This is a genomic window from Serratia sp. NCCP-200 (genome assembly GCF_059697885.1).
On sequence record NZ_BAAKUJ010000005.1, the window covers coordinates 290,886 to 314,491 of the forward strand.

At 55.4% G+C, this 23,606-nt stretch carries 21 protein-coding genes; 4 read left to right on the forward strand and 17 right to left on the reverse strand.

Annotated elements, in window-relative coordinates:
• Positions 1-13 precede the first annotated feature (13 nt).
• Together apaG and apaH are read left to right on the forward strand one after the other, a co-directional pair.
• Complete coding sequence (gene apaG / locus AC6HVW_RS17865) at positions 14-391, forward strand: Co2+/Mg2+ efflux facilitator ApaG/CorD (RefSeq protein WP_039995481.1); 378 nt, start codon at positions 14-16, stop codon at positions 389-391.
• A gap of 1 nt (position 392) precedes the next feature.
• Positions 393-1,244 carry a bis(5'-nucleosyl)-tetraphosphatase (symmetrical) ApaH gene (apaH, locus tag AC6HVW_RS17870; RefSeq protein ID WP_071682158.1) on the forward strand — a complete coding sequence of 284 codons (852 nt, stop codon included), beginning with the start codon at positions 393-395 and terminating at the stop codon, positions 1,242-1,244.
• Positions 1,245-1,290: 46 nt separating this feature from the next.
• On the opposite strand, the gene folA is transcribed toward apaH, so the two are convergent.
• The 3 genes from folA to AC6HVW_RS17885 form a co-directional block, all read right to left on the reverse strand.
• Positions 1,291-1,773: a type 3 dihydrofolate reductase gene (gene folA / locus AC6HVW_RS17875; protein ID WP_024483559.1), complete on the reverse strand. Its 483-nt coding sequence runs from the start codon at positions 1,771-1,773 to the stop codon at positions 1,291-1,293.
• Positions 1,774-1,914: 141 nt separating this feature from the next.
• Positions 1,915-2,379, reverse strand: coding sequence for a threonine/serine exporter (locus AC6HVW_RS17880; RefSeq protein WP_071682157.1), 465 nt, complete (start codon positions 2,377-2,379; stop codon positions 1,915-1,917).
• On the reverse strand, positions 2,376-3,176 hold the full coding sequence (locus AC6HVW_RS17885) for a threonine/serine exporter family protein (RefSeq protein WP_071682156.1): 801 nt from the start codon (positions 3,174-3,176) through the stop codon (positions 2,376-2,378). Before AC6HVW_RS17885 ends, AC6HVW_RS17880 begins: the two co-directional genes overlap by 4 nt.
• Positions 3,177-3,301: 125 nt before the next feature.
• On the opposite strand from AC6HVW_RS17885, the gene AC6HVW_RS17890 reads away from it, so the two are divergent.
• The gene (locus AC6HVW_RS17890) at positions 3,302-3,916 is read left to right on the forward strand and encodes a LysE family translocator (RefSeq protein ID WP_021179269.1); all 615 of its coding nucleotides are present in this window, start codon (positions 3,302-3,304) and stop codon (positions 3,914-3,916) included.
• 33 nt (positions 3,917-3,949) lie between these two features.
• On the opposite strand, the gene kefC is transcribed toward AC6HVW_RS17890, so the two are convergent.
• From kefC to ribF, 12 genes are all read right to left on the reverse strand, one after another.
• Complete coding sequence (kefC, locus tag AC6HVW_RS17895) at positions 3,950-5,803, reverse strand: glutathione-regulated potassium-efflux system protein KefC (protein ID WP_021179268.1); 1,854 nt, start codon at positions 5,801-5,803, stop codon at positions 3,950-3,952.
• Positions 5,796-6,356 carry a glutathione-regulated potassium-efflux system oxidoreductase KefF gene (gene kefF, locus AC6HVW_RS17900; protein WP_071682255.1) on the reverse strand — a complete coding sequence of 187 codons (561 nt, stop codon included), beginning with the start codon at positions 6,354-6,356 and terminating at the stop codon, positions 5,796-5,798. Before kefF ends, kefC begins: the two co-directional genes overlap by 8 nt.
• A gap of 137 nt (positions 6,357-6,493) precedes the next feature.
• A complete protein-coding gene (locus tag AC6HVW_RS17905) occupies positions 6,494-7,735 on the reverse strand; it encodes a cysteine desulfurase-like protein (protein ID WP_071682154.1) in 1,242 nt (413 codons plus the stop codon).
• Positions 7,732-8,370 (reverse strand): 2OG-Fe dioxygenase family protein, encoded by a 639-nt coding sequence (locus AC6HVW_RS17910; RefSeq protein ID WP_071682153.1) that lies wholly within the window; start codon positions 8,368-8,370, stop codon positions 7,732-7,734. The genes AC6HVW_RS17905 and AC6HVW_RS17910 overlap by 4 nt, the downstream gene beginning before the upstream one ends.
• Positions 8,371-8,587: 217 nt before the next feature.
• Positions 8,588-11,809, reverse strand: a complete 3,222-nt coding sequence (gene carB / locus AC6HVW_RS17915) for a carbamoyl-phosphate synthase large subunit (RefSeq protein ID WP_024527203.1) — start codon at positions 11,807-11,809, stop codon at positions 8,588-8,590.
• A gap of 18 nt (positions 11,810-11,827) precedes the next feature.
• Positions 11,828-12,976 carry a glutamine-hydrolyzing carbamoyl-phosphate synthase small subunit gene (gene carA / locus AC6HVW_RS17920; RefSeq protein WP_071682152.1) on the reverse strand — a complete coding sequence of 383 codons (1,149 nt, stop codon included), beginning with the start codon at positions 12,974-12,976 and terminating at the stop codon, positions 11,828-11,830.
• Positions 12,977-13,446: 470 nt separating this feature from the next.
• Complete coding sequence (gene dapB / locus AC6HVW_RS17925; RefSeq protein ID WP_071682151.1) at positions 13,447-14,268, reverse strand: 4-hydroxy-tetrahydrodipicolinate reductase; 822 nt, start codon at positions 14,266-14,268, stop codon at positions 13,447-13,449.
• A 372-nt stretch (positions 14,269-14,640) separates the two neighbouring features.
• On the reverse strand, positions 14,641-15,594 hold the full coding sequence (gene ispH / locus AC6HVW_RS17930; protein ID WP_021179261.1) for a 4-hydroxy-3-methylbut-2-enyl diphosphate reductase: 954 nt from the start codon (positions 15,592-15,594) through the stop codon (positions 14,641-14,643).
• Entirely contained in the window at positions 15,575-16,045 is a 471-nt protein-coding gene (fkpB, locus tag AC6HVW_RS17935) for an FKBP-type peptidyl-prolyl cis-trans isomerase (RefSeq protein ID WP_059199712.1), read from the reverse strand. Before fkpB ends, ispH begins: the two co-directional genes overlap by 20 nt.
• 1 nt (position 16,046) lies before the next feature.
• A complete protein-coding gene (gene lspA, locus AC6HVW_RS17940) occupies positions 16,047-16,553 on the reverse strand; it encodes a signal peptidase II (RefSeq protein ID WP_059201948.1) in 507 nt (168 codons plus the stop codon).
• A 13-nt stretch (positions 16,554-16,566) separates the two neighbouring features.
• A complete protein-coding gene (gene ileS, locus AC6HVW_RS17945; protein WP_071682150.1) occupies positions 16,567-19,383 on the reverse strand; it encodes an isoleucine--tRNA ligase in 2,817 nt (938 codons plus the stop codon).
• Positions 19,384-19,413: 30 nt separating this feature from the next.
• On the reverse strand, positions 19,414-20,352 hold the full coding sequence (ribF, locus tag AC6HVW_RS17950) for a bifunctional riboflavin kinase/FAD synthetase (RefSeq protein ID WP_071682149.1): 939 nt from the start codon (positions 20,350-20,352) through the stop codon (positions 19,414-19,416).
• 435 nt (positions 20,353-20,787) lie between these two features.
• On the opposite strand from ribF, the gene rpsT reads away from it, so the two are divergent.
• Positions 20,788-21,051, forward strand: coding sequence for a 30S ribosomal protein S20 (gene rpsT / locus AC6HVW_RS17955; RefSeq protein WP_024527210.1), 264 nt, complete (start codon positions 20,788-20,790; stop codon positions 21,049-21,051).
• 66 nt (positions 21,052-21,117) lie between these two features.
• Here the strand turns inward: rpsT and nhaR are convergent, their stop codons facing one another.
• Positions 21,118-22,017, reverse strand: a complete 900-nt coding sequence (gene nhaR / locus AC6HVW_RS17960) for a transcriptional activator NhaR (RefSeq protein ID WP_021179255.1) — start codon at positions 22,015-22,017, stop codon at positions 21,118-21,120.
• Between the two features lie 179 nt (positions 22,018-22,196).
• Positions 22,197-23,363 (reverse strand): Na+/H+ antiporter NhaA, encoded by a 1,167-nt coding sequence (gene nhaA, locus AC6HVW_RS17965; RefSeq protein WP_021179254.1) that lies wholly within the window; start codon positions 23,361-23,363, stop codon positions 22,197-22,199.
• Between the last annotated feature and the right edge of the window lie 243 nt (positions 23,364-23,606).

Here is a 23,606-nt window from a genome sequence, read left to right on the forward strand (position 1 = left end):
AGGAGCAGTTGTCATGATTGATTCGCCCCGTGTATGTGTGCAGGTACAGAGTGTGTATGTGGAATCACAATCGATACCTGAGGAAGAACGTTACGTCTTCGCGTATACCGTTACCATCCGTAATCTGGGGCGCTTTGACGTGCAACTGCTGGGCCGTTACTGGCTGATCACCAACAGCAACGGTCGCCAAACCGAGGTTCAGGGCGAGGGAGTGATCGGTGAACAGCCCATTATCCGGCCCGGCAGCGAGTTCCAATATACCAGTGGTGCGATACTCGAAACGCCACTGGGCACCATGGAGGGCCACTATGAAATGGTTGATCAACAGGGTCAGCCATTCCGTACCGCTATTCCGGTGTTCCGTTTAGCCATCCCTACGCTGATCCACTAATATGTCGACATATCTTATCGGCGACGTTCATGGCTGTTTCGATGAACTGCAGTCGCTATTAGCTCAGGTTGATTTCGATCCCCTGCAAGACCAACTGTGGCTGACTGGCGACCTGGTCGCCCGTGGCCCCGGCTCGCTCGAAGTGCTGCGCTACCTTCGTTCTCTCGGCCCGGCATTGCGCATGGTTTTGGGTAACCACGACCTGCACCTGCTGGCGGTGTACGCCGGTATTAGCCGTAACAAACCCAAAGACCGCATTACCCCCCTGCTCGAAGCACCTGATGCTGACGAGTTGATCAACTGGCTGCGTCGCCAACCGGTTCTACAGGTGGATGATGAACGCAAACTGATCATGGGCCACGCCGGCATTACCCCACAGTGGGATATCGAGACCGCACAGATGTGTGCCCGTGAAGTGGAAGCCGTACTCAGCAGCGACAGCTATCCCTTGTTCCTGGATGCGATGTACGGCGATATGCCCAACAACTGGAGCCCAGAGCTGAGTGGGCTTGCACGCCTACGCTTTAGCACCAATGCGTTGACCCGCATGCGCTATTGCTTCCCTAACGGCCAGTTGGACATGATCTGCAAAGATGCGCCGGGCAGCGCTCCCGCTCCGCTGAAACCCTGGTTTGATCTGCCGCGTCTGGTCGATCCCGAGTACAGTATCATCTTCGGTCACTGGGCTTCACTAGAGGGCAGAGGCACGCCGGAAGGCATCATCGGTCTGGATACCGGCTGCTGTTGGGGTGGGGATTTGACCCTACTACGTTGGGAAGACAAGCGCTACTTTACCCAGCCAAGCAATCGCCGTGATGCGATAGACGGCGCGGATGCGCTGGCAGCTTCTTAAAACGACAATGGGCACCCAAGGGTGCCCATTTGATAGCTAACCCGCCTTAGCGGCGTTCCAGAATCTCAAAACAGTAGCCGTGCGAGTTCAGTGCGTCCGCATCGTGGAAGGCGCTGAATGAGGTTTCCCATTCATCTGGTTCGTAATCCGGGAAGTAGGTATCTCCGCCTACTTCGGCATCGATATGCGTCAGATACATTCGGGAAGCCCGTGGCAGGAACTGGCTATAAATGCTGCCACCGCCCATCACCATCACTTCTTCCACCTCGCCAGCTGCAGCCAAGGCCTCCTCCAGCGAAGTTACCCAGGTCACGCCAGGTTCTTTACCCGGCTGGCTGCTTAACACGATATTATGGCGGCCTGGCAAGGGGCGGCCAATCGACTCAAAGGTCTTACGGCCCATAATCACCGGTTTATTTAACGTGTTACGTTTAAACCACGCCAAATCCTCCGGCAGGTGCCACGGCATGGCATTTTCCATACCAATAACGCGATCCGCCGCCAAAGCAGCAATCAGGCTGATAATCATTGTTTAACCCTGTATAGGCAGCAAAATTGTTCACACTATACGTAAAGCCCCGGCAACCGTCGATAGACGAATCGAGCGATAGTCATATATCGGACGGCTCTGAAGATAAACTCCAATAATCCCATATCCTTAGAAAAATCCCTAAACGCCGGGACGTTTACGATACAGCCACAGACCTGGTACCGACAGGCCGATCGACAAGGCTCCCACGATAAAACAGGCTTTGAGGAAGTTGGAGATCATCACCGACATCAGGGCTTCGCTGTAGCCCAAATGCGAAATCTCCACCACGCTGATCATCGCGGTATAGGCTGAAATACCGGGGAACATCGGGATCACCGCCGCAACGGTAAACACCTTGGGATGCGCCAGCAGCCAGCGTGACCAGTAAATGCCGATGATACCGATCAGAATGGCGGCCAGGAACGAGCCCCACTCGATATTCATGCCGAAATGCATCAGCAGCATCCGCGATCCGTGCCCCAACGCCCCGAGCAAGGCACAATAGCGCAGCGCTCGCAGCGGTACGTTGAACACCATGGCAAAGCCGAGCGCGGGTACCGCCGCCAGCAGCATGTCCTGTAACAGCGCCCACAGCAGGCTCATGACCACCCCCGCAAATCCCACAGCGACATCGCCATCACCACGCCGATGCAGGTTGCCAGCGTCAGCAGACTGGCCATCGCCCAGCGTGCCAGGCCGGTATTCACGTGGCCTTTAAACATATCGGCTACCGCGTTGATCAGCGGGAAACCGGGAACCAGCAACAGCACGCTGGCCGCCATCGCCACGCTGGAGGTTTGGTGGAAAAGCGGTACGCGTAACAGCAGGCCGGAGACCGAGGTGGCCACAAAGGCCGTCAGGCAAAAGTTGATCAGTGGATTCATATGGCGAGCGGTCAGCATCTGGCGCACAAACATCGCCAGGCCGCTGGCCATAAAGGTAACCGCAAAAGCATCTGGCCCGCCGCCGTTGAGCATGCTGAAACAGCCACAGGACAACCCCACCATCAGCACCACCAGCCAACGCGGATAGCGCAACGGGCGGATCTTTTCAAAGCGCCGAGCTACGTCATGGACGTCGGCCAAATGGTGTTCCGCCAGGATCACAATGTGCTGTACCTCAGTCACCATTTGCATGTTGATCCCGCGATCGACGTTCTTCCGTGTGGTGGTCAGGCAGGCATCATTGCTGATGGTGGTCAGCACCACGGCGTTAGCCGAGATGGAGCTTTCTACGCTATCCATGCCAAGCGCCAGGCCCAAACGAGTCGAGAGTTGTTCCACCACCATACTTTCCGCCCCGTGCTGTAGCAGCAGCAACGCACACTGAATACACAGACGGGTGATTTCACGCTGTTGCTGGTTTACACCGGGTAGCTCTGCGGTTAATTCCTTTTTCATATCGCTCAATCACTTCCTCTTAATGAAGCCCCATCATATAACCAGAGATTAGTGTAATAGGTTGATGCACGTCAGGAGGAGTGGCGTTATTATCAGCAGAATTAGGCCTTTTCAGAGACTCGCTCATGCTTGAAACCTCATTGTTTGTCGCCGGTATTGCCACACTCGGCATGCTTTCCCCCGGGCCAGACTTTTTTCTGGTGATTAAAAATGCGGCGCGCTATCCGCGCCTGGCAGCAATGATGACCGCGTTTGGCGTGATCTGCGGCGTGGCAACTCATATGTCTTACTGTGTCGCGGGCCTGGCGGTAGTCATCACCACCACGCCGTGGTTGTTCAACGTGCTGAAATACGCTGGTGCGGTGTACCTGATTTGGGTCGGCATTCAAGCCCTGTTATCACGCGGGGGTAGCAAGATGAACGTCAGCAGCCTGCCTCAACAACAGGTCAGCCTGAAAAGCGCCTTTGTACAAGGTTACCTGTGTAATCTGCTCAACCCGAAAGCCACGCTGTTCTTCCTGGCGGTGTTTACCCAGGTACTGCAAATCAACTCCGGCCTGGGTGAAAAGCTGTGGTACGCCGGAATTATTTTCGGCCTTTCCGCCGTTTGGTGGCCGGTGCTGGTGTTTTTGATCCAAAGCGGGCCGGTGCGCCGTGGGCTGGAGAAAACACAGAAGGTGGTCGATAAGCTGTTGGGCGGGATGTTAATCGCCTTGGGTATCAAAGTCGCGCTGAGCTGAAAAACCGGCGAGGGTAAAACCCTCGCCAAGCTATTACCCTTTCGCCTCTACGACCTCTTCCTCCGGTGCTTTGCCATCAATACTGCCGCGCCAGCCGTTTTGCTGCACGTGAGATAGGCGCTTCTGATCTTGCTCGATGGCCGACGACAGCATTTCTTTAGCCCGTTGCAGGCTGGCGACACGGAACTCGGTATCTTCGTAGTTCTCTAGCGTATCCTCCAGCATCTTCAGGTTATAACGCCGGAAGGTATCCGCCTTTTCACGGGCTTCGTAGGCGTCCAGCCCCAGCAGCTCGAGAGTTTCTCTGCCGATCAGCAACGAGCTTTCAAAGGTTTCCCGTGCAGGTTTCTCCACCCCCAACTGCCGCAATTGATACCAGTGATCCACATCGCGGGCACGCGCCACCACTTTCAGGTGCGGGAAATGGCGTTTGACCAACGCCGTCAGTTGCAGGTTGGCTTCCACATCGTCGATGGCGTTAATCAGGATTTTGGCATGTTCTGCCCCCGCGGCTTCCAACAGATCGGCTCGCGTCGCATCGCCATAGAACACCTTGGTACCAAATTTGCGCAGCGTTTCGATATGGTCCGGATCGTGATCTAACACCACGGTATGCACGCCGTTAGCCAGCAGCATACGGCCGGCGATCTGGCCAAAACGGCCAAAACCGGCGATGATCACGCTGGCATTCTCTTCGTCGATCACGTCTGCCGGGCGTTCGTCCTGTGGGGCATTCTTGGCCAGGCGAGCGGCAACCACCAGCAGCAATGGCGTAGCGGCCATCGAAAGTGCAACGGCCAACGTCAGCGATTTAGCCCATTCGAGCGGTAATACACCGGCCATCTGCGCCGCAGCAAAGATCACAAAGGCAAACTCACTGCCCTGCCCCAGCAAAATGGCGAACAGCCCGCGCTGACGCTTGGGTACCCCAAGCATCGGCGCAACCAGCCACAGCAGTGCCGCCTTCAGCAGCATAAAGCCCAGCAACAGCGAGGCGATCAGCAACGGATGATGGAACAGCGTGCCAAAGTCGATCGACATCCCCACGCCGATAAAGAACAGCCCAAGCAGCAGGCCTTTAAATGGCTGAATATCGCTTTCCAGCGCATGGCGGTATTCGGAACTGGCCAGCAACACGCCAGCCAGAAAGGCTCCCATCGCCATCGATAGCCCAGCCATCTCCAGCAGAATGCCAAAGCCAAACACCAGGAACAGCGCCACGGCGCTAAAGACTTCACGCATGCCGGAACGCGCCACAAAGTGCAGCAAGGGCCGGGTCACATAGCGCCCCAGTAACACCACGACCGCCAGCGCCCCCACCACCTTGGCGGCAGAAAATACAAAGGCGCCCAGCGTGGTAGCCGCGCCGCTGCTGGCTAGCAGTGGGATCATCGCCACCAAGGGAATGGCTGCAATATCCTGGAACAACAGCACCGCAAACGAGCTGCGACCAATCGGCGAAGGCGTCAGGTTACGCTCACTCATCGCCTGCATGGCGATCGCCGTTGAGGAGAGTGCCAACGTCAAGCCAATCAGCAAGGCGACCTGCCAATTCAGGCCGAGGAAGTAGCAGAAGGCGCTCAGCACCAGACCGCATCCCACCATCTGGATGCTCCCACCGCCAAAGACCGCTGCTCGCAGCGTCCACAACCGCCGGGGATCCAGCTCCAGCCCGATAATAAACAGCATCAATACCACGCCAATTTCGGCAAAGGTCAGTATCGACTCGGGATCGGAAACCAGTTTCAACCCCCAAGGGCCAATGACACAGCCCGCAATCAGGTAGCCAAGTACCGATCCCAATCCCAGGCGTACGGCAATCGGCACCAACAGCCCGGCCGATCCCAGATAAATCAGCCCTTCAATCATCATCGAGTGGTTATCCATGCACGGGCTCCTGCTCTGCTGCTGGCTCGCTGTGTTCCATCAGATACTGCACCAGCCGCTGGCGATAGGCTTCTCCAGCGGCGATCAAGGCCGGTTCGTTACAGGTAAAGGTATTGTGCACGGCAAAAAACGGTTGCCACTTCATACCACAGTAGATCGCCGTGGCCTGTAGCGGCTGGCCCAGCGCGGCAAAGTTGGGGTAATCACCCAACGCGAAATGCTGCTCATCTCCGCCACTGGTGACCGCCCACAGGCAGTCTTTCCCTACCAGGGCGTTGCCCTCATGGCCATAGGCCCAGCCATGCTCCAGCACTTTGTCGATCCACAGTTTCAGCAGCGGCGGCAAGCTGTACCACTGCATCGGATGCTGTAAAACCACCATATCGGCCCGTTCCAGCGCCCGCTGCTCGGCATCGATATCGATATTAAAATCCGGATACAGTTCATACAGCGCACGAACTTCCACGCCGGGAATGTCTTTTACCGCCTGTAGCAACCGTTGGTTGGCATGGGAATGCCGGGGATAGGGATGGGCGTAAATAATCAGGATCATGCGCTTCTCGTTGTTGCGTTTCATACAACGAGTATATACCAGTCATCGTGTCGCCATTACCGACATGAAAACTTGCTGGCCCACGATGCCCCCATCCCCTGATCGTCAGGATATGGGGGCGATATGGCATCACCGGCTTACGGCAATGATTGGTTCAACGTGTTGATAATCTGAAACAAACGGTCAATTTCCTGGCGGGTGTTGTAGTGCATCAATCCGATCCGCACGACACCACCACGTTGCTCCAGACCCAGTTGGCGGACCAGCCCCAGCGCATAAAAATGCCCGTTGCCGACACAAATATTGTGTTCTCCCAGCGCCTTGGCAACCTCTTCAGGCAGCCCGTGCGCAAACGTCACGGCAAAAGTCGGGGTCCGGCGGTTGGCATCGGGCCGATCGATACCGTACAAGCGCGCCCCCTTCACTTGCCGTAGTTTTTCCAGGAAATAAGCGCTGAGCGCTTCTTCATGCTGGCTGAGTTGGCTAAAGCTGTCTTGCAAGCGCTGGCGCAACGGCGCACCGGGTTCTCCCCACTGAGCCAGGTATTCGATCGCAGCAGTCACTCCCGCAAGCCCTTCAAAACTCTGAGTTCCCGTCTCGAAACGCCCAGGGCCAAGATCGGTGGCCGGCTCGACCTTGTAAGGACGTAACGTTTGCAGCCACGGCGCAGCCAGATAGGCGATCCCGACGTGTGGGCCAAAAAATTTATACGCGGAACACAGGAGTATGTCGCAACCCAGCGCTTGAACATCAATCAGACGGTGTGGGGCATAGTGCACTGCATCTACATACACCAAAGCGCCAACCTCGTGTGCCGCTTCGACGATACGCTTTAAATCCACGATCGAACCTGTGGTATTTGACGCATAGGTAACAGCCACCAATCGGGTTTTGGCGTTAATAAGCGCACAAAGTTTATCGACGTCTAACGTACAATCCTGCTCATTAACCGGGGCCTGATGAACAACGACCTGTTTATCGGCAGCGGCCTGTTGCCAGCTCGAAACGTTCGCATAGTGATCCAGAGCGGTGACGATCACCTCGTCCCCGGCTTGCCAATCCCGGCTGATAGCGCGGCTCAGTTGAAAAGTCAGTGAGGTCATGTTGGCGCCAAAGACAATATTGTCGGCCGAGCTGGCATTCAACAACGCCCGAACAGACTCTCTGGCTTGTAACATCACTCGCTCAGTGGCTTTACTGGAAAAATAGTGTCCCCCCAGGTTGGCATTATGGTGGCCCAAATAATCGACCATCTTGTCTAACACCGTGCGCGGGACCTGTGAGCCACCGGGGCCATCAAAGAACACCACGCTTTTTCCTTGATACAGCTGACCCAGAGCGCTAAATTGCGTCCGGCTTTGTTCAGGCGTAAATTTCATGCCACCCTCGCTGTCAGAACAAAAACATCCATATGCCCTTCTTTATCTGTCTCGACGGCACGGATTGGGCAGGCGTTATGCCACAGCTTACTGTCTGCAATCATGGCAACTTCGCCATTTTCCAACACCTTACGGAAAAATGGCTCTTCGCGATTGCTGTTATAGAGCAGGATATCCCCGCCGACAATGTTATGCCTGTCGATACCGACTATCGCGATGTGATCAAAACCATCGCGATGGATACCTTCCGGTGCCACCTGAGTTTCAACATAGGTGGTGGTAATGCGGATTTGGTGGATCTCTATCTCCTGGTTGTCCGGTAGGTCATTGCTATTAACAAAGACCTCGCACATTTCGCGCATCCCCTCATTTTGCCAGGTCGTGGTCAAGAGCGGTTCGAATTGGCGGACGATATTGCCCTGAAAATGGTTGATATCCTCAGACTGTACAAACTCATGTTTGCCCGTCTCTACCACCAAGCCTTGCTGAAAACGCAGGACGGAATAACGCCGCAGGCGGTACTTGCCATCCGCATGCTGGGTGTGGGGAAGCGTGTTGAATGAAGGAGCCAGTTGAGCAATCCCTTCCTGGCTAAGATGGGTGATCTGCAGGATATTCTCGTGTTTGTTGAGCATGATGACACCTTATTGAACAGGCCTGTTTCACAACAGAAAATAACAGTAATCACCATTAAAAATAGATAAAGATAATGGGATATCAAATTTGTCATCCCAAAAATATGACGCACCCCCACAAAATCAGCACAAGCCGCAAACCGCAACCGTTGGGGAGCTGCGGCAACAAAAAAAGGCGCTGCAAAAGCAGCGCCTCAGTGGCAACCAAGTTATTAACTTACTTGGTGATACGTGCGTGCAGTTCCTGCACCGAAGTCACCTGCTCGGTTGGATCGGCCTTCATCGCCATCGAGGTGGCAAAGCCGCCGTTCATCGTGGTGTCGTAGTGCACTTTATACTGAAGTGCACTGCGGCGGATCAGCTTGGAGTCTTCAATCGCCTGACGCCCCGCCGTGGTATTCACGATGTAGGTGTACTCGCCGTTCTTGATGCGATCCTGAATGTGCGGACGCCCTTCATGCACCTTGTTGACCAAGCGTGGGTTAATCCCCGCTTCGCCCAGCACCACTGCGGTGCCGTGGGTGGCATCCAGTTCAAAGCCCTGCTTGAGCAGGCTGGCAGCCAAATCCACTACGCGAGCCTTGTCCCCACTGCGCACCGACAGCAGCGCACGGCCTTTCTTCATGCCGGAGTTACTGCCCAACATCGCTTTGGAGAAGGCTTCGGCGAAGGTGCGGCCAACGCCCATCACTTCACCGGTCGAGCGCATTTCTGGCCCGAGGATCGGGTCAACGCCTGGGAACTTGTTGAACGGCAGCACCACTTCCTTGACCGAGTAGTACGGCGGGATAACCTCTTCGGTCACGCCCTGTTCGGCCAGCGATTTACCGGCCATCACGCGCGCCGCCACTTTCGCCAGCGCTACGCCGGTCGCCTTGGAAACGAACGGCACGGTACGTGCGGCGCGTGGGTTCACTTCGATCAGGTAGACTTCGTTGTTCTTCACCGCAAACTGCACGTTCATCAGACCACGGACCTGCAGTTCAAACGCCAGTTTTTCTACCTGCTGGCGCATCACGTCCTGGATCTCTTTGCTCAGCGTGTAGGCTGGCAGTGAACAAGCGGAGTCACCGGAGTGGACGCCAGCCTGTTCGATATGCTCCATGATGCCACCGATCAGCACGCGCTCGCCGTCACAGATAGCATCCACATCCACTTCTACCGCATCATCCAGGAAGCGGTCCAGCAGCACTGGCGCATCGTTGGACACGCTAACCGCGTTCTGGAAATAGCGACGCAGGTCGATGTCGTCGTAAACGATTTCCATCGCACGGCCACCCAGTACGTAGGAGGGGCGCACCACCAGCGGATAACCGATACCGGCCGCTTTCTCAACTGCCTGCTCGATGGTTGCCACGGTGGCGTTGGCTGGCTGCTTCAGGCCCAAGCGGTTAACCGCCTGCTGGAAGCGTTCGCGGTCTTCGGCACGGTCAATTGCATCCGGGCTGGTGCCGATAATCGGCACGCCTGCAGCTTCCAGCTCACGCGCCAGTTTCAACGGGGTTTGCCCGCCGTACTGCACGATCACGCCTTTTGGCTTCTCGATGCGCACGATTTCCAGCACGTCTTCCAACGTCACCGGTTCGAAGTACAGGCGATCCGAGGTGTCGTAGTCGGTAGAGACAGTTTCCGGGTTACAGTTGACCATGATGGTCTCGTAACCGTCTTCGCGCAGCGCCAACGAGGCGTGTACGCAGCAATAGTCGAACTCGATGCCCTGGCCGATACGGTTCGGGCCACCGCCCAGGATCATGATTTTCGGGCGATCGTTGGTCGGGTTGGATTCACACTCGTCTTCATAGGTGGAATACATGTAGGCGGTGTCGGTCGCAAATTCTGCCGCACAGGTGTCCACACGCTTGTAGACAGGGTGCATGTTGAAGCTATGGCGCAACTTGCGGATTTCGCTTTCCGCCACGCCAGCCAGCTTGGCCAGGCGCGCATCGGCAAAGCCTTTACGCTTGAGCGTGCGCAGGAAATCAGCGTTCAGGCCGTTGATGCCCGCTTCGGCAACCTGCTCTTCCAGACGCACCAGCTCTTCAATCTGCACCAGGAACCAGCGGTCGATGTTGGTCAGGTTGAACACGCCATCGACGGACAGACCGGCGCGGAAAGCATCGGCGATGTACCAGATACGATCGGAACCCGCATCCTTCAGCTCACGGCGGATCTTGGTCAAGGCTTCCGGATCGTCCAGGCTCACTTTCGGATCAAACCCGGTCGCGCCCACTTCCAGGCCGCGCAGCGCTTTCTGCAATGACTCCTGCTGAGTGCGGCCAATCGCCATCACCTCGCCGACCGACTTCATCTGGGTGGTCAGGCGATCGTTGGCTCCGGCAAACTTCTCGAAGTTGAAGCGCGGGATCTTGGTGACGACGTAGTCGATGGAAGGCTCAAAGGAGGCTGGCGTACGGCCACCGGTGATGTCATTCATCAGCTCATCGAGGGTGTAGCCCACCGCCAGCTTGGCGGCGATCTTGGCAATCGGGAAGCCGGTCGCTTTCGAGGCCAGCGCCGATGAACGGGATACGCGTGGGTTCATTTCAATCACGATCAGGCGGCCGGTTTTCGGATTCACCGAGAACTGCACGTTGGAGCCGCCGGTTTCCACGCCGATCTCACGCAGTACCGCCATCGAGGCGTTACGCATGATTTGGTATTCTTTGTCGGTCAGCGTTTGCGCTGGAGCCACCGTGATGGAGTCACCGGTATGGATCCCCATGGCATCGATGTTTTCGATCGAGCAGACGATGATGCAGTTGTCATTCTTATCGCGCACCACCTCCATCTCGTACTCTTTCCAGCCGATCAGCGATTCGTCAATCAGCAGCTCTTTGGTCGGGGACAGATCCAGACCGCGCTCGCAGATCTCTTCGAACTCTTCGCGGTTATAGGCGATACCGCCACCGGTGCCGCCCATGGTAAATGACGGGCGGATAATGCAGGGGAAGCCCACATCGGCGGCCACCGCCAACGCTTCTTCCATATTATGGGCGATGCCGGAACGCGCCGTGTCCAGGCCAATTTTCTTCATGGCGATATCGAAACGGCGGCGGTCTTCAGCTTTGTCGATGGCATCGGCGGTAGCGCCGATCATGGTAACGCCGAACTCGGCCAGTACGCCCTGACGTTCCAGCTCCAACGCACAGTTCAGCGCAGTTTGCCCACCCATGGTTGGCAGCACCGCATCCGGGCGCTCTTTCTCGATGATTTTACGCACCACTTCCCAGTGGATCGGCTCGATGTAGGTAGCGTCGGCCATTTCCGGGTCGGTCATGATGGTGGCCGGGTTCGAGTTGACCAGTACGACGCGGTAACCTTCTTCACGCAGCGCCTTACACGCCTGAGCACCAGAGTAGTCAAATTCACACGCCTGGCCGATAACGATCGGGCCAGCGCCGAGGATCAGGATGCTTTTTATATCTGTACGTTTTGGCATGGCTTTTCTGGCTCCTGATTATTTGGCGTTGGTACGGTAAGTCTCAATCAGTTCGATAAAGTGATCGAACAGCGGCGCGGCATCGTGCGGGCCTGGGCTGGCTTCTGGGTGGCCCTGGAAGCTGAACGCGGCTTTATCAGTACGATGGATACCCTGCACCGTGTGGTCGAACAGGGATTTATGCGTGACGCGCAACGTGCTCGGCAGATTATTTTCATCAACGGCAAAGCCATGGTTCTGCGCGGTGATCATCACGGTGTTGTTATCCAGATCCTTCACCGGGTGGTTACCACCGTGGTGGCCAAGCTTCATCTTCATGGTTTTGGCACCGCTGGCCAGCGCCAACAGTTGGTGGCCCAGGCAGATACCAAATACCGGGATATCGGTTTCCAGGAAGCGTTTGATGGCGGTGATGGCGTAATCGCAAGGCTCTGGGTCACCAGGGCCGTTGGACAGGAAGATGCCGTCCGGAGCCATTTTCAGCACCACTTCCGCAGGGGTTTGCGCTGGCACCACTGTGAGGCGGCAGCCGCGATCCACCAACATGCGCAGGATGTTGCGCTTGGCACCGTAATCGTAGGCCACCACATGGTAAGGCAGTTCGCCCGCAGGTTTGGCCTCCGGCAAATCGCCTTCCAGCGTCCAGCTCCCCTGTTGCCAGGCGTAAGCCTCTTTGGTGGTGACCTCTTTTGCCAGGTCCATGCCTTTCAGGCCAGGGAAAGCTTTGGCTTTCTGCAGCGCCAGTTCGGCATCAGTGAGGTCGCCCGCGATGATGCAGCCGTTCTGTGCGCCTTTCTCACGCAGCAGGCGGGTCAGCTTGCGGGTATCGATATCGGCAATCGCCACGATATTGTGACGCTTGAGGTAATCGGCGAGGCCCATTTCGTTGCGGTAGTTGCTGGCAATCAGTGGCAGGTCGCGGATGACAAGGCCTTGAGCATGAACAGCGGAGGATTCTGCGTCGGAATCATTGGTGCCGACATTGCCGATATGAGGATAAGTAAGAGTAACGATCTGGCGGGAGTAGGAAGGATCAGTGAGGATTTCTTGATAACCGGTCATCGAGGTATTGAAGACCACTTCCCCCACTGCCGTACCTTCTGCCCCGATGGCCCGACCGTGGAATTGGGTTCCGTCTTCCAGAACCAATAGCGCTGACTTAATCAAAACACCCTCCGAGGAATAATCAATCACAATATTTGCATATTAATTCAGATTTCACGCCCTAAATCAATGCAAAAACCGCCCTCAAGGCCAATTTTTGGCAAATTGGGCGCATTTTAATGATGAGCGTCCCGCTTGTCTAGATAAAGCGCCATTTTTTCCATTATTTTTGCTGACCTCAGGGTTTAAAGGGGGCCACAGGCACAAAAACACCAGCAAACTAGGCTGAGTAAACGGTTGCGAGACACAGTGACAGAAAAAATAGCTTAAAACAGCTAAAATCGATGCGGGGAGCAATAAAGATGGCAGTAAAAACAGGAATTAGACCGGATAATATATAAAAACAATGGCTACAAAATTAAAATCAATCGTAAGCTTTATTTTTAATGTTAAAAAAAAGGACAATAAAATTATTGTCCGATTATCATATCATTATGATCAACACAACCACATCACGATGGTGTTAATTAAAATTATAACTGGTCTAAACCGAGCACATCTCGCATATCAAACAGCCCATTATGCTGGTTTGATATCCAGGATGCGGCGCGCACCGCGCCATTGGCAAACGTCATCCGGCTTGAGGCTTTATGGGTGATCTCTACCCGCTCGCCAATATCGGCAAACATGGCGGTATGTTCACCCACAATATCCCCGGCACGAATGGTGGCAAAGCCGATGCTCTTTGGATCGCGCTCGCCGGTATAACCCACGCGCTCGTAAACCGCGCACTCTTTCAGATCCCTTCCCAAGGCACCGGCAATCGCCTCGCCCATGGCTAACGCCGTTCCTGAAGGGGCATCTACCTTGTGGCGGTGGTGAGCTTCCACAATTTCGATATCGGTATAATCACCCATTACCTTGGCCGCTTTTTCCAACAGCTTGAGCACCACGTTGACACCCACGCTGAAGTTGGCGGCAAACACGATACCAATCTGCTGTGCCGCGTCCTGAATGGCCGCTTTACCCGCATCATCAAAACCGGTGGTACCGATCACCATGGCTTTGCCGTGGGCCACGCAAAACGCCAGATGGGCCAGGGTGCCTTCCGGGCGGGTGAAGTCGATCAGGATATCGAAATCGCTGACAACCTTTTCCAGGTTATCGCTGACGGTGACGCCTACGGTGCCAACGCCAGCCAGTTCGCCGGCATCTGTGCCAACCAGGCTAGAACCCGGGCGCTCCAGTGCTGCACCCAATACCACGCCCTGTGCCTGCTGCACGGCCTGTATCAATTGGCGCCCCATACGGCCACCGGAACCCGCAATCGCGATGCGGATTTGTGAATCAGTCATACTTCGCTCTCTTTTATGGTCAAAAGCCACTCCTCGGCTATGGATTCAGGGTAACTTCCCTACCCTATCACTACCAGAGGATTTGCTTACGGATTAGAAAATTATGATATGCCCGGTATGTTATCAGTAACGCTGTCAATTGATTAACAATTACCCGATTAGCGTCAACCTTCTGTTGCTACATAATCATGCACTATTTATGCATTGCGATGAATGGCGATAAAGTCGATTTTTGCTCATTCTGCACGCTAATGGGCGAGCTCAATACTGCGACACCTGAAGCCTGAGACTAGTGGGAGCCATTAATTACAGTTAGTTAAAACGCAAAACGGGAAGCCAAGGCTTCCCGTTACTTAATGATATTGGCAACGATCAGTCGATCTGCTTGATATCCATGCGCAGTTCTTTCGGCACTTCAAACACGATGTTCTCTTCACGGCCGCTAAGCTCATGCACATCCTTGCCGCCCAAGGCTTTCAAGCGACTGATGACGTCCTGAACCAGCACGTCCGGCGCAGAGGCTCCGGCGGTGACGCCAATGTTGCTGGCGTCTTTCAACCAGGATTCCTGAATGTCCGCCGCCGAGTCGATCAGATAGGCTGGTTTACCCACACGCTGGGCAAGTTCCGCCAGGCGGTTGGAGTTGGACGAGTTCTTCGACCCCACTACCAGCACCACGTCGGCATCACCTGCCAAGCTGCGCACCGCTTCCTGACGGTTGGTGGTGGCATAGCAGATATCGTCCTTGCGCGGCCCGATAATATCCGGGAAGCGCTTACGCAACGCATCGATCACGTCAGAAGTATCGTCCACCGATAACGTGGTCTGGGTCATAAAGCACAGGTTATGTTCGTTCTTCACCTGCAATTGCCAGACATCTTCCGGCGACTCAACCAGGTACATGCCCCCCTCAGGGTTGCTGTACTGGCCCATGGTGCCTTCCACTTCCGGATGCCCGGCATGGCCAATCAGGATTGCTTCGGTGCCCTTACGGCTGGCCCGAGCCACTTCCATATGCACCTTGGTCACCAACGGACAGGTAGCATCAAACAGCATGGTCAGATCGCGGGCTTTGGCCTCGGCCCGAACTGCCTGTGACACACCGTGGGCGGAGAAGATCAGGATCGAGCCGTCCGGCACTTCCGCAATCTCTTCGATAAAGACCGCCCCGCGCTCGCGCAGGCTTTCGACCACGTAGCGGTTATGCACCACTTCGTGACGCACGTAAATCGGCGCGCCATAAATCTCCAGCGCACGTTCTACGATGCTGATCGCACGATCAACTCCGGCGCAGAAGCCACGCGGGTTAGCCAGCAATATTTGCATGCGCTTCCTCCTGCTGCGGGTCAATCTCCAGCACTTCGATATCGAAGGTCACCGGATGCCCCGCCAACGGATGGTTGAAATCAACGGTGATCGAATCTTCCGCCACTTCGCGCACCACACCAGGCATTTCGCTGCCGTCGATGGCGGTAAACAGCATGATGGTGCCGACATCCGGCACGCCGGTTTCGTTGAAGTCGCGGCGCGAGAAGAACTGGATCAGATCCGGGTTCTCCGCACCGAACGCGGCTTCCGGTTGCAGGGTAAACGCACATTTGTCCCCTGCCCGCAGACCGATCAGGTGCTGTTCCAGCGGAGCAGACAGGCTGCCATCGCCCAGGCGGAACAGCGCTGGTTTGCCGTTGCCCTGGGTGGATTCCGCGGTCGTTCCATCTGCCAGTTTCAGCGTGAAATGCACCAGCACTGCGCTGTTGCCGTTAACCTGAGCAGTCATATCACTTACCTTCGCTGTTGACGCTTTTCTTCGCTGGCAAGAACCCTTCCAGCACGATCATGGCGGCACCGACGCAGATAAAGCTGTCCGCCAGATTGAAGGTCGGGTAATGCCAGTTGCCGATATAAAAGTCGATGAAATCGACCACAAAGCCATGCCACAGACGATCAAACAGGTTGCCGAGCGCACCGCCGATAATAAAGGCATAGGCGATATTGTTCAGCTTCTGCTGGGCACTGCTGCGATACATCATCACCAGCAGCACCGCCACGATGGCGACCGCAATACCGGCAAAGAACCAGCGCTGCCAGCCACCGTGATCCGCCAGGAAACTGAACGCCGCGCCGTAGTTACGCGCATAGTACAGGTTGATTGACGGGAACAACGGCTGGGTCTGGCCCAGCACGAAGTTACTCAGGATCCACTGTTTGCTGAAAAAATCCAGCGCCAGCACCACCACTACCAGCCATAGCCAGCGCAAGCCGGTCGAACTTATCGGTCTACTCATCAGGCGCTTGATCTCAGGCAAAGTTACGTTTTTCGCCGTCACCGGCTACGTTAGTCACACAGCGGCCGCAAAGTTCTGCGTGCTCCGCTACCTGGCCGACATCGGTGGTGTAATGCCAGCAGCGCGGGCACTTCTCACCATCCGCTTTGCTGAACGCAATTTTCAGCCCTTTCAACAGTTCACTTTGCTGCGCATCGGCAGGAGCATCGGCAAACGGTGCTACGCTGGCCGAAGAGGTCAGCAACACAAAGCGCAGTTCGTCCTGCAGGCTGTTCAGGCGTGCTGCCAGATCGCTATCGGCGTACAGCGTAACCGCCGCCTCCAACGAACCGCCAATGTGCTTGTCCGCACGCGCCTGTTCCAGCACCTTGTTCACTTCACCACGCACTTTCAGCAGATCGGCCCAGAACGCATCGTTCATGCCTTCGCCTGCCGCTAGACCAAACAGACCGTCATACCACTCTTCGGTAAACACGTACTGCGCGCGTTTGCCTGGCAGGAAGGCCCAGATTTCATCGGCGGTAAACGACATGATCGGTGCCATCCAACGTACCAGCGCTTCTGCAATGTGGAACAGAGCAGTCTGGCAGCTGCGGCGGGCAACGCTGTCGCTTTTCGCGGTGTACTGACGGTCTTTAATGATATCCAGATAGAAGGAACCCATTTCTACCGAGCAGAACTGCATCAGGCGCTGCACCACTTCGTGGAAATCGTAGTTGGCATAGGCCTGCTCGATATCCTGCTGTGCGGCCATTGCACGGCCCACAGCCCAGCGATCCAGTACCACCATATCTTCCGGTGCCACGCAGTCAGTGCTTGGATCAAACCCGTTGAGGTTGGCCAGCAGGAAACGCGCGGTATTACGGATGCGGCGATAAGAATCGGCAGCACGCTTGAGGATTTCGTCGGAAACCGCAATCTCGCCGGTGTAGTCGGTAGAAGCGACCCACAGGCGCAGAATGTCGCCACCCAGCTTGTTCATCACGTCCTGCGGGCTGACGGTGTTGCCGATTGACTTGGACATTTTGCGGCCCTGACCATCGACGGTAAAGCCGTGGGTCAGCACTTCTTTGTAAGGTGCCTTACCCTTCATGGCGGTCGAAATCATCAGCGATGACATGAACCAGCCACGATGTTGGTCGGAACCTTCCAGATACATGTCGGCAGAGTGGCCGTTGAATTCTGGGCGCACGTCAACCACGGAAGAATGGGTTGAACCCGAGTCAAACCAAACGTCCAGCGTATCGGGCACTTTCACATAATCGGCCGCTTCGGCACCGAGGATATCGGCAGCGTCCAGATCCCACCAGGCCTGGATCCCGTCTTGCTCAACACGCTTGGCCACTTCTTCCATCAGCTCTACGCTGCGTGGGTGAAGCTGCTCGGTGTCTTTATGCACGAACAGGGACATTGGAACGCCCCAGGTACGCTGACGTGAGATACACCAGTCTGGACGGTTAGCCACCATGGTTTCGATACGCGCCTGGCCCCAATCCGGGATCCACTGCACGCCTTTGATCTCTTCCAGTGACTGCTTGCGCAGACCCTTTTGATCCATGCTGATAAACCATTGTGGCGTGGCACGGAAAATGATCGGCGTTTTGTGGCGCCAGCAGCACGGGTAGCTGTGTTGCAGTTTTTCCACGTGCAGCAGAGCACCTTTCTCACGCAGCAACTCAACGATCAGATCGTTGGCCTTGAACACGAATTTACCATCCAGCGTTGGATAGGTGCCGGTCAGGTAGCAGCCGTTCGGGCCAACCGGGTTGGCAACTTCCAGGCCGTATTTCTGGCCGATGATGAAGTCATCCGGGCCGTGACCAGGAGCGGTATGTACGGCACCGGTACCGGCATCCAGCGTAACGTGATCGCCCAGGATCGCCGGCACGTCAAAGCCCATAAACGGATGGGTAAAGCGCATCAGTTCCAGATCGCTACCCTTGCAGCTGCCCAGCACTTCCCAATGGGTGATGCCTGCACGCTTCATCACGCTTTCTACCAGGTCCGCTGCCAGGATCAGGCATTGACCTTCAACCTGTACCAGATGGTAGCTGAACTCTGCATTCAGCGAGATCGCACGGTTGGCAGGCAGCGTCCACGGTGTGGTCGTCCAGATCACCAGTGACACCGGGCCATTCACGTTGGTTACACCAAACTTGCTGGCCGCCGCCGCCGCATCAACCGCATGGAACGCGACGTCGATGGATGGCGAGGTTTTGTCGTAATATTCAACTTCTGCTTCCGCCAGGGAAGAACCGCAGTCCGTACACCAGTGCACCGGCTTGGCGCCTTTGAGCAGATGACCATTGCTGATGATCTTGCCCAACGCACGGATGATGTTGGCTTCGGTTTTAAAATTCATGGTCAGGTACGGATGATCCCAGTCACCCAGCACCCCCAGACGGATAAAGTCTTTCTTCTGGCCTTCTACCTGCTCGGCAGCATATTCACGGCATTTCTGGCGGAACTCTGCCGGTGTCAGTTTCTCACCCGGTTTGCCATACAGTTGCTCAACCTTCAGTTCGATAGGCAGACCGTGGCAGTCCCAGCCTGGAACATAAGGCGAATCAAAGCCAGCCATCCCTTTTGACTTGATAATAATGTCTTTGAGGATCTTGTTTACCGAGTGACCAATGTGAATGCTGCCATTCGCATACGGAGGGCCGTCATGCAGAATGAAGGATTTCTTGCCCTTTTTGGCGGCACGAATGATCCCGTACAGATCCTGTTCATACCAACGTGCGAGCATGCCAGGTTCACGCTTGGCGAGATCGCCACGCATCGGGAACCCTGTTTCCGGCAAGTTCAGGGTATTCTTGTAGTCACTCATTAGATTCTCGATCTCGTTTCGGTTCGTAGATTAAGCCGGTGTCTGTAGCCCGAAGAACGTCCGGGCCGTCACCACATCATTGGCGATTTGCTGCTTTAGCGCATCGAGCGAAGCAAAACGCTGTTCATTGCGCAATTTTGCGCGCAGCACCACATCAAGGTGGCGCCCGTAAAGATCCATGGTTACGTCCAGCAGATGCACTTCCAACTGCTGACGTACGCCTGCCACCGTTGGGCGAGTGCCAATATTGGCCACGCCCGGCAAAGGCTCGGGGCCCAGGCCATAAACATCGACGGCATACACCCCTTTCACCGGGGCAACCAGGCGTTTGAGCGGCAGGTTGGCGGTTGGGAAACCAATGGTTCGCCCCAGTTCATCGCCATGCACAACGCGCCCGGAAATACTGTAAGGATGCCCCAGCAGGGTTTCTGCCAGCGGCAAATCATCATCACGCAACGCATTGCGGATGGCGGTGCTGCTGATACGCAGGTCGCCTTCACGGAAGCTTGGCGTGCTGACCACCTCAAAGCCGAATTCTTGCCCGGCAAGCTCTAACAGCGGGAAGTCCCCCTGGCGACCAGCACCAAAGCGGAAATCATCCCCCACCATCAGGAATTTTACCCCCAGCTTTTCGACCAGCAGCTCGGCAACGAATGCCTGAGCGGTATGGGCGGCAAAACGGGGATCAAACTTGACGCACAACAGGTAATCAACCCCGGCCTGCGCCAGGTATTTGGCTTTGTCACGCAAACGCGTGAGGCGGGCCGGAGCCTTATCCGCGGCAAACAGTTCCAGCGGCTGTGGCTCAAAGATCATGACGATGACCGGTAACCCCAGGCGCCGCCCTTCCTGCTTCAACTGCCTCAACAGCGCCTTGTGACCGCGATGGACGCCGTCAAAGTTGCCGATGGTGAGCACACAGCCACGGTGGCGTGCCCGGATATTATGGATGCCGCGAATTAGCTGCATAGCTGGCCCAACACAGTGGAAATCGGCGGATTATACCTTGTACAGCGGTCAAGGTTAACCCGCGATTGGTTCCTTTGATGTAATAGTCATACCATACCGGAGGATAATCGCCTTAACCACCGTTTATCTGGCCCAATGCGTGCTATATTAGCGCGCTGATAGCGAGCTTGGCTTCTGGCCGACGCTTGAAAGACGGGGGATAACCCACCAGGACCAACAGCTTGCAGACTGTGATGCAAATCACATGGCGATTTTTCTCGTGAAACACTGTATTCCCATGGCTGAAGCTGGTAAAATCCTGCGCCATCACAACGTAGCAAGTGCCGCCCGTACAAACGGCGCTTATTTGCACAAATCCATTGACAAACGAAGGCTAAAAGGGCATATTCCTCGGCCTTTGAATTGTCCTCAATATATATATTTGGGAGTTGGACCTTGGCTAATATCAAATCAGCTAAGAAACGCGCCATACAGTCTGAGAAACGTCGCAAGCATAACGCTAGCCGTCGCTCAATGGTGCGTACCTTCATTAAGAAGGTTGACGCAGCTATCGCAGCTGGCGACAAAGACGCAGCACAAAAAGCATTCCTCGTAATGCAACCACTTGTGGATCGCCAGGCAGCTAAAGGCCTGATCCACAAAAACAAAGCAGCGCGTCATAAGTCAAACCTGACGGCGCGTATCAACGCAATGCAATAAGCATTACGTTGTGTGCTTGTTAAAAAAACCGGCTTCGGCCGGTTTTTTTACGCCTGGCGTTCAAGCCTACAGCGCGAACAGCGCCGAGAAGTCCTTGTTGCATACCCGCTGTACCGCCGGATGCTGGATCATTCGCTCGGCAAAAATGATGTAATACTCTTCCTGCACGCTATCGACACGGCCGATCTCCACCACGTCATCATCGCTATAGGTATCCAGCGCATACAGCGTTGGCGCCACGAAGATCGCATTATGGTACAGGCCGAAAGCCTTCATCAGGGCTGCATCGTCAAACTCCCCCAGTATCTCAACCTTGATACCTTGCGTGTTGAACCAGTTAAGCAGCTTGCGCCCCAGCATTGAACGCCTTCCCGGGATCAACAAGCGGCGCTGTTCCAGACAGGCCGGAAACGGTAAATCGGGTATCGGCTGACGACAGAAGAAGCTGACCCCACACTCCCCCAGCTTAAGCGAAAACAAGCCTTCCTGCTGGCTGGAGTCGACCGGGCAATCCGACAGGATCATATCCAGCTTATGCTGGCTCAGTTGCTCAAGCAGCATCTCATGGGTTGATTCAAAACAGCGCAAGTGGATTTGCTCGTTGTCCACCACCACCGCCGTTTCCAATACCTGGCTGACCAGACGTTTGGATAGCGCATCCGCGACGCCCACGTCAAACAGCAGGTTGGACTCCTTGCGGTAGTTGACGATATCCAGCATTTCCTGGCTGAGCATAAACATCTTGTCGGCATAGCGGAACACCAGTTGGCCTAGCTCGGAGGGGACTAGCCCACGCCCCTGGCGTTTGAACAGCTTACCGTTGAGCCGTTCTTCCAGTGCCTTGATTTGGCCGGTGATGGTCTGGGGCGTGAGGAACAGGGCTTCCGCCGCTCCCACGACGGACCCCTCCTTGCAGACCTGCCAGAAGTAATACAGATGGTTAAAGTTGATGTGAGACATTCTCAAAACGTTCTCTCCTTAGGTTTCTCATCGGCAAACGGTCTGCCGTGATGAGCGACAAACTCCCTATCGTTAATTTCGGACAACGCAAAGTTATCTTTAATCCCAAGTGCAGCGCGGCTGACGAAGCCACGCTGCCGCTACTATTGTAATAACCCTTCAGCAACGAGGGGTAAACACAAAGGTCATCGGCTGCGGGGCAAACTCAAACGCAGCAGGCCGTAACCCACTACCGCAGCGCTGGTCGATCCCAATAGTATGCCTAATTTGGCATAGGTACTGAGAGCCACATCCGCATCGGCGAAGGCCAATGAGGCAATAAAAATCGACATGGTGAAACCAATACCACAGAGCACGGCCACGGCAAACACTTGTTTAAAGCCGATATCCTGCGGCAAACGGGCAATCCCCAGTTTCACCGCCAGCCAGCAGAAGACGAAAATCCCCAGCGGCTTGCCGATAAACAGCCCGGCAGCAATCCCCAGCGGCAACAGTGAAGTCAACCCGCTCAAGGACACCCCTTGCAACGAGACACCCGCATTGGCAAAGGCAAACAGCGGCAGGATCAGGAAGGCGACCCATGGGTGCAGCTCATGCTCCAGGGTTTCGGAGGGCGAAGGCTCACTCTTGGCGTTCAGCGGGATCATAAAGCCGACAATCACCCCTGCCAGCGTAGCGTGAACACCCGACTTGAGGATCGCAACCCACAGCACCAATCCGACCATCATATACAGCGAGGTTTTACCCACTCCCCGCCAGTTCATTAGCGCCAATACCACGATCGCCGCAGCCGCAACGCCCAGCGCCACCATCGAGACCTGATGGGTGTAGAACAACGCGATAATGATGATGACCCCAAGGTCATCGATAATCGCCAAGGCCAGCAGGAATACTTTCAGGCTGGTCGGCACCCGGTTGCCCAGTAAGGCCATCACGCCCAAGGCAAAGGCAATATCCGTTGCCGCCGGGATCGCCCAACCCTGGCGGGTTACTTCATCGGCACCGTTGAACAGCAGATAGATCAGCGCCGGAGCCAGCATGCCGCCTAACGCGGCAATCGCCGGGAAGATGGCCTTCTCACGCCCAGCCAGGGAACCTTGCAGCAGTTCACGTTTGACTTCAAGCCCCACCACCAGGAAGAAGATGGCCATTAAACCGTCGTTAATCCACAGCAGCAGCGGTTTGGCAATGTCCAGCGAGGCGATGCTGACCGCCACGGGTAAGTTAAGGAAGGCCTGATACAGCCCCTGTACGGGGGTATTAGCCATGATCAAAGCCACCACGGCGGCAGCGATCAGAATTATGCCACCAGCGGCTTCTTGACGCAGAAATTGACGAATAATAGTAGTCACAGTAAGTCGCTCCAGAATGCCCGTTGTCTTTCAAGATGCAACTCGAAATCCATAGGGCATAGATAAAGAGGCAAAAGCACCCCGGTTTCCAGACAATGAAACGAGTATAGTCGAGTAATCACCTCGAAAAAATCAGTTTATAAATGCAAAACAACTCGTAAAAACCGATTCATTTGAGCTGTATATCACATTTTTAATAGGGACTTTCATGCAGCAAAGATAAAAAAACCCCGGTTTGCTTAA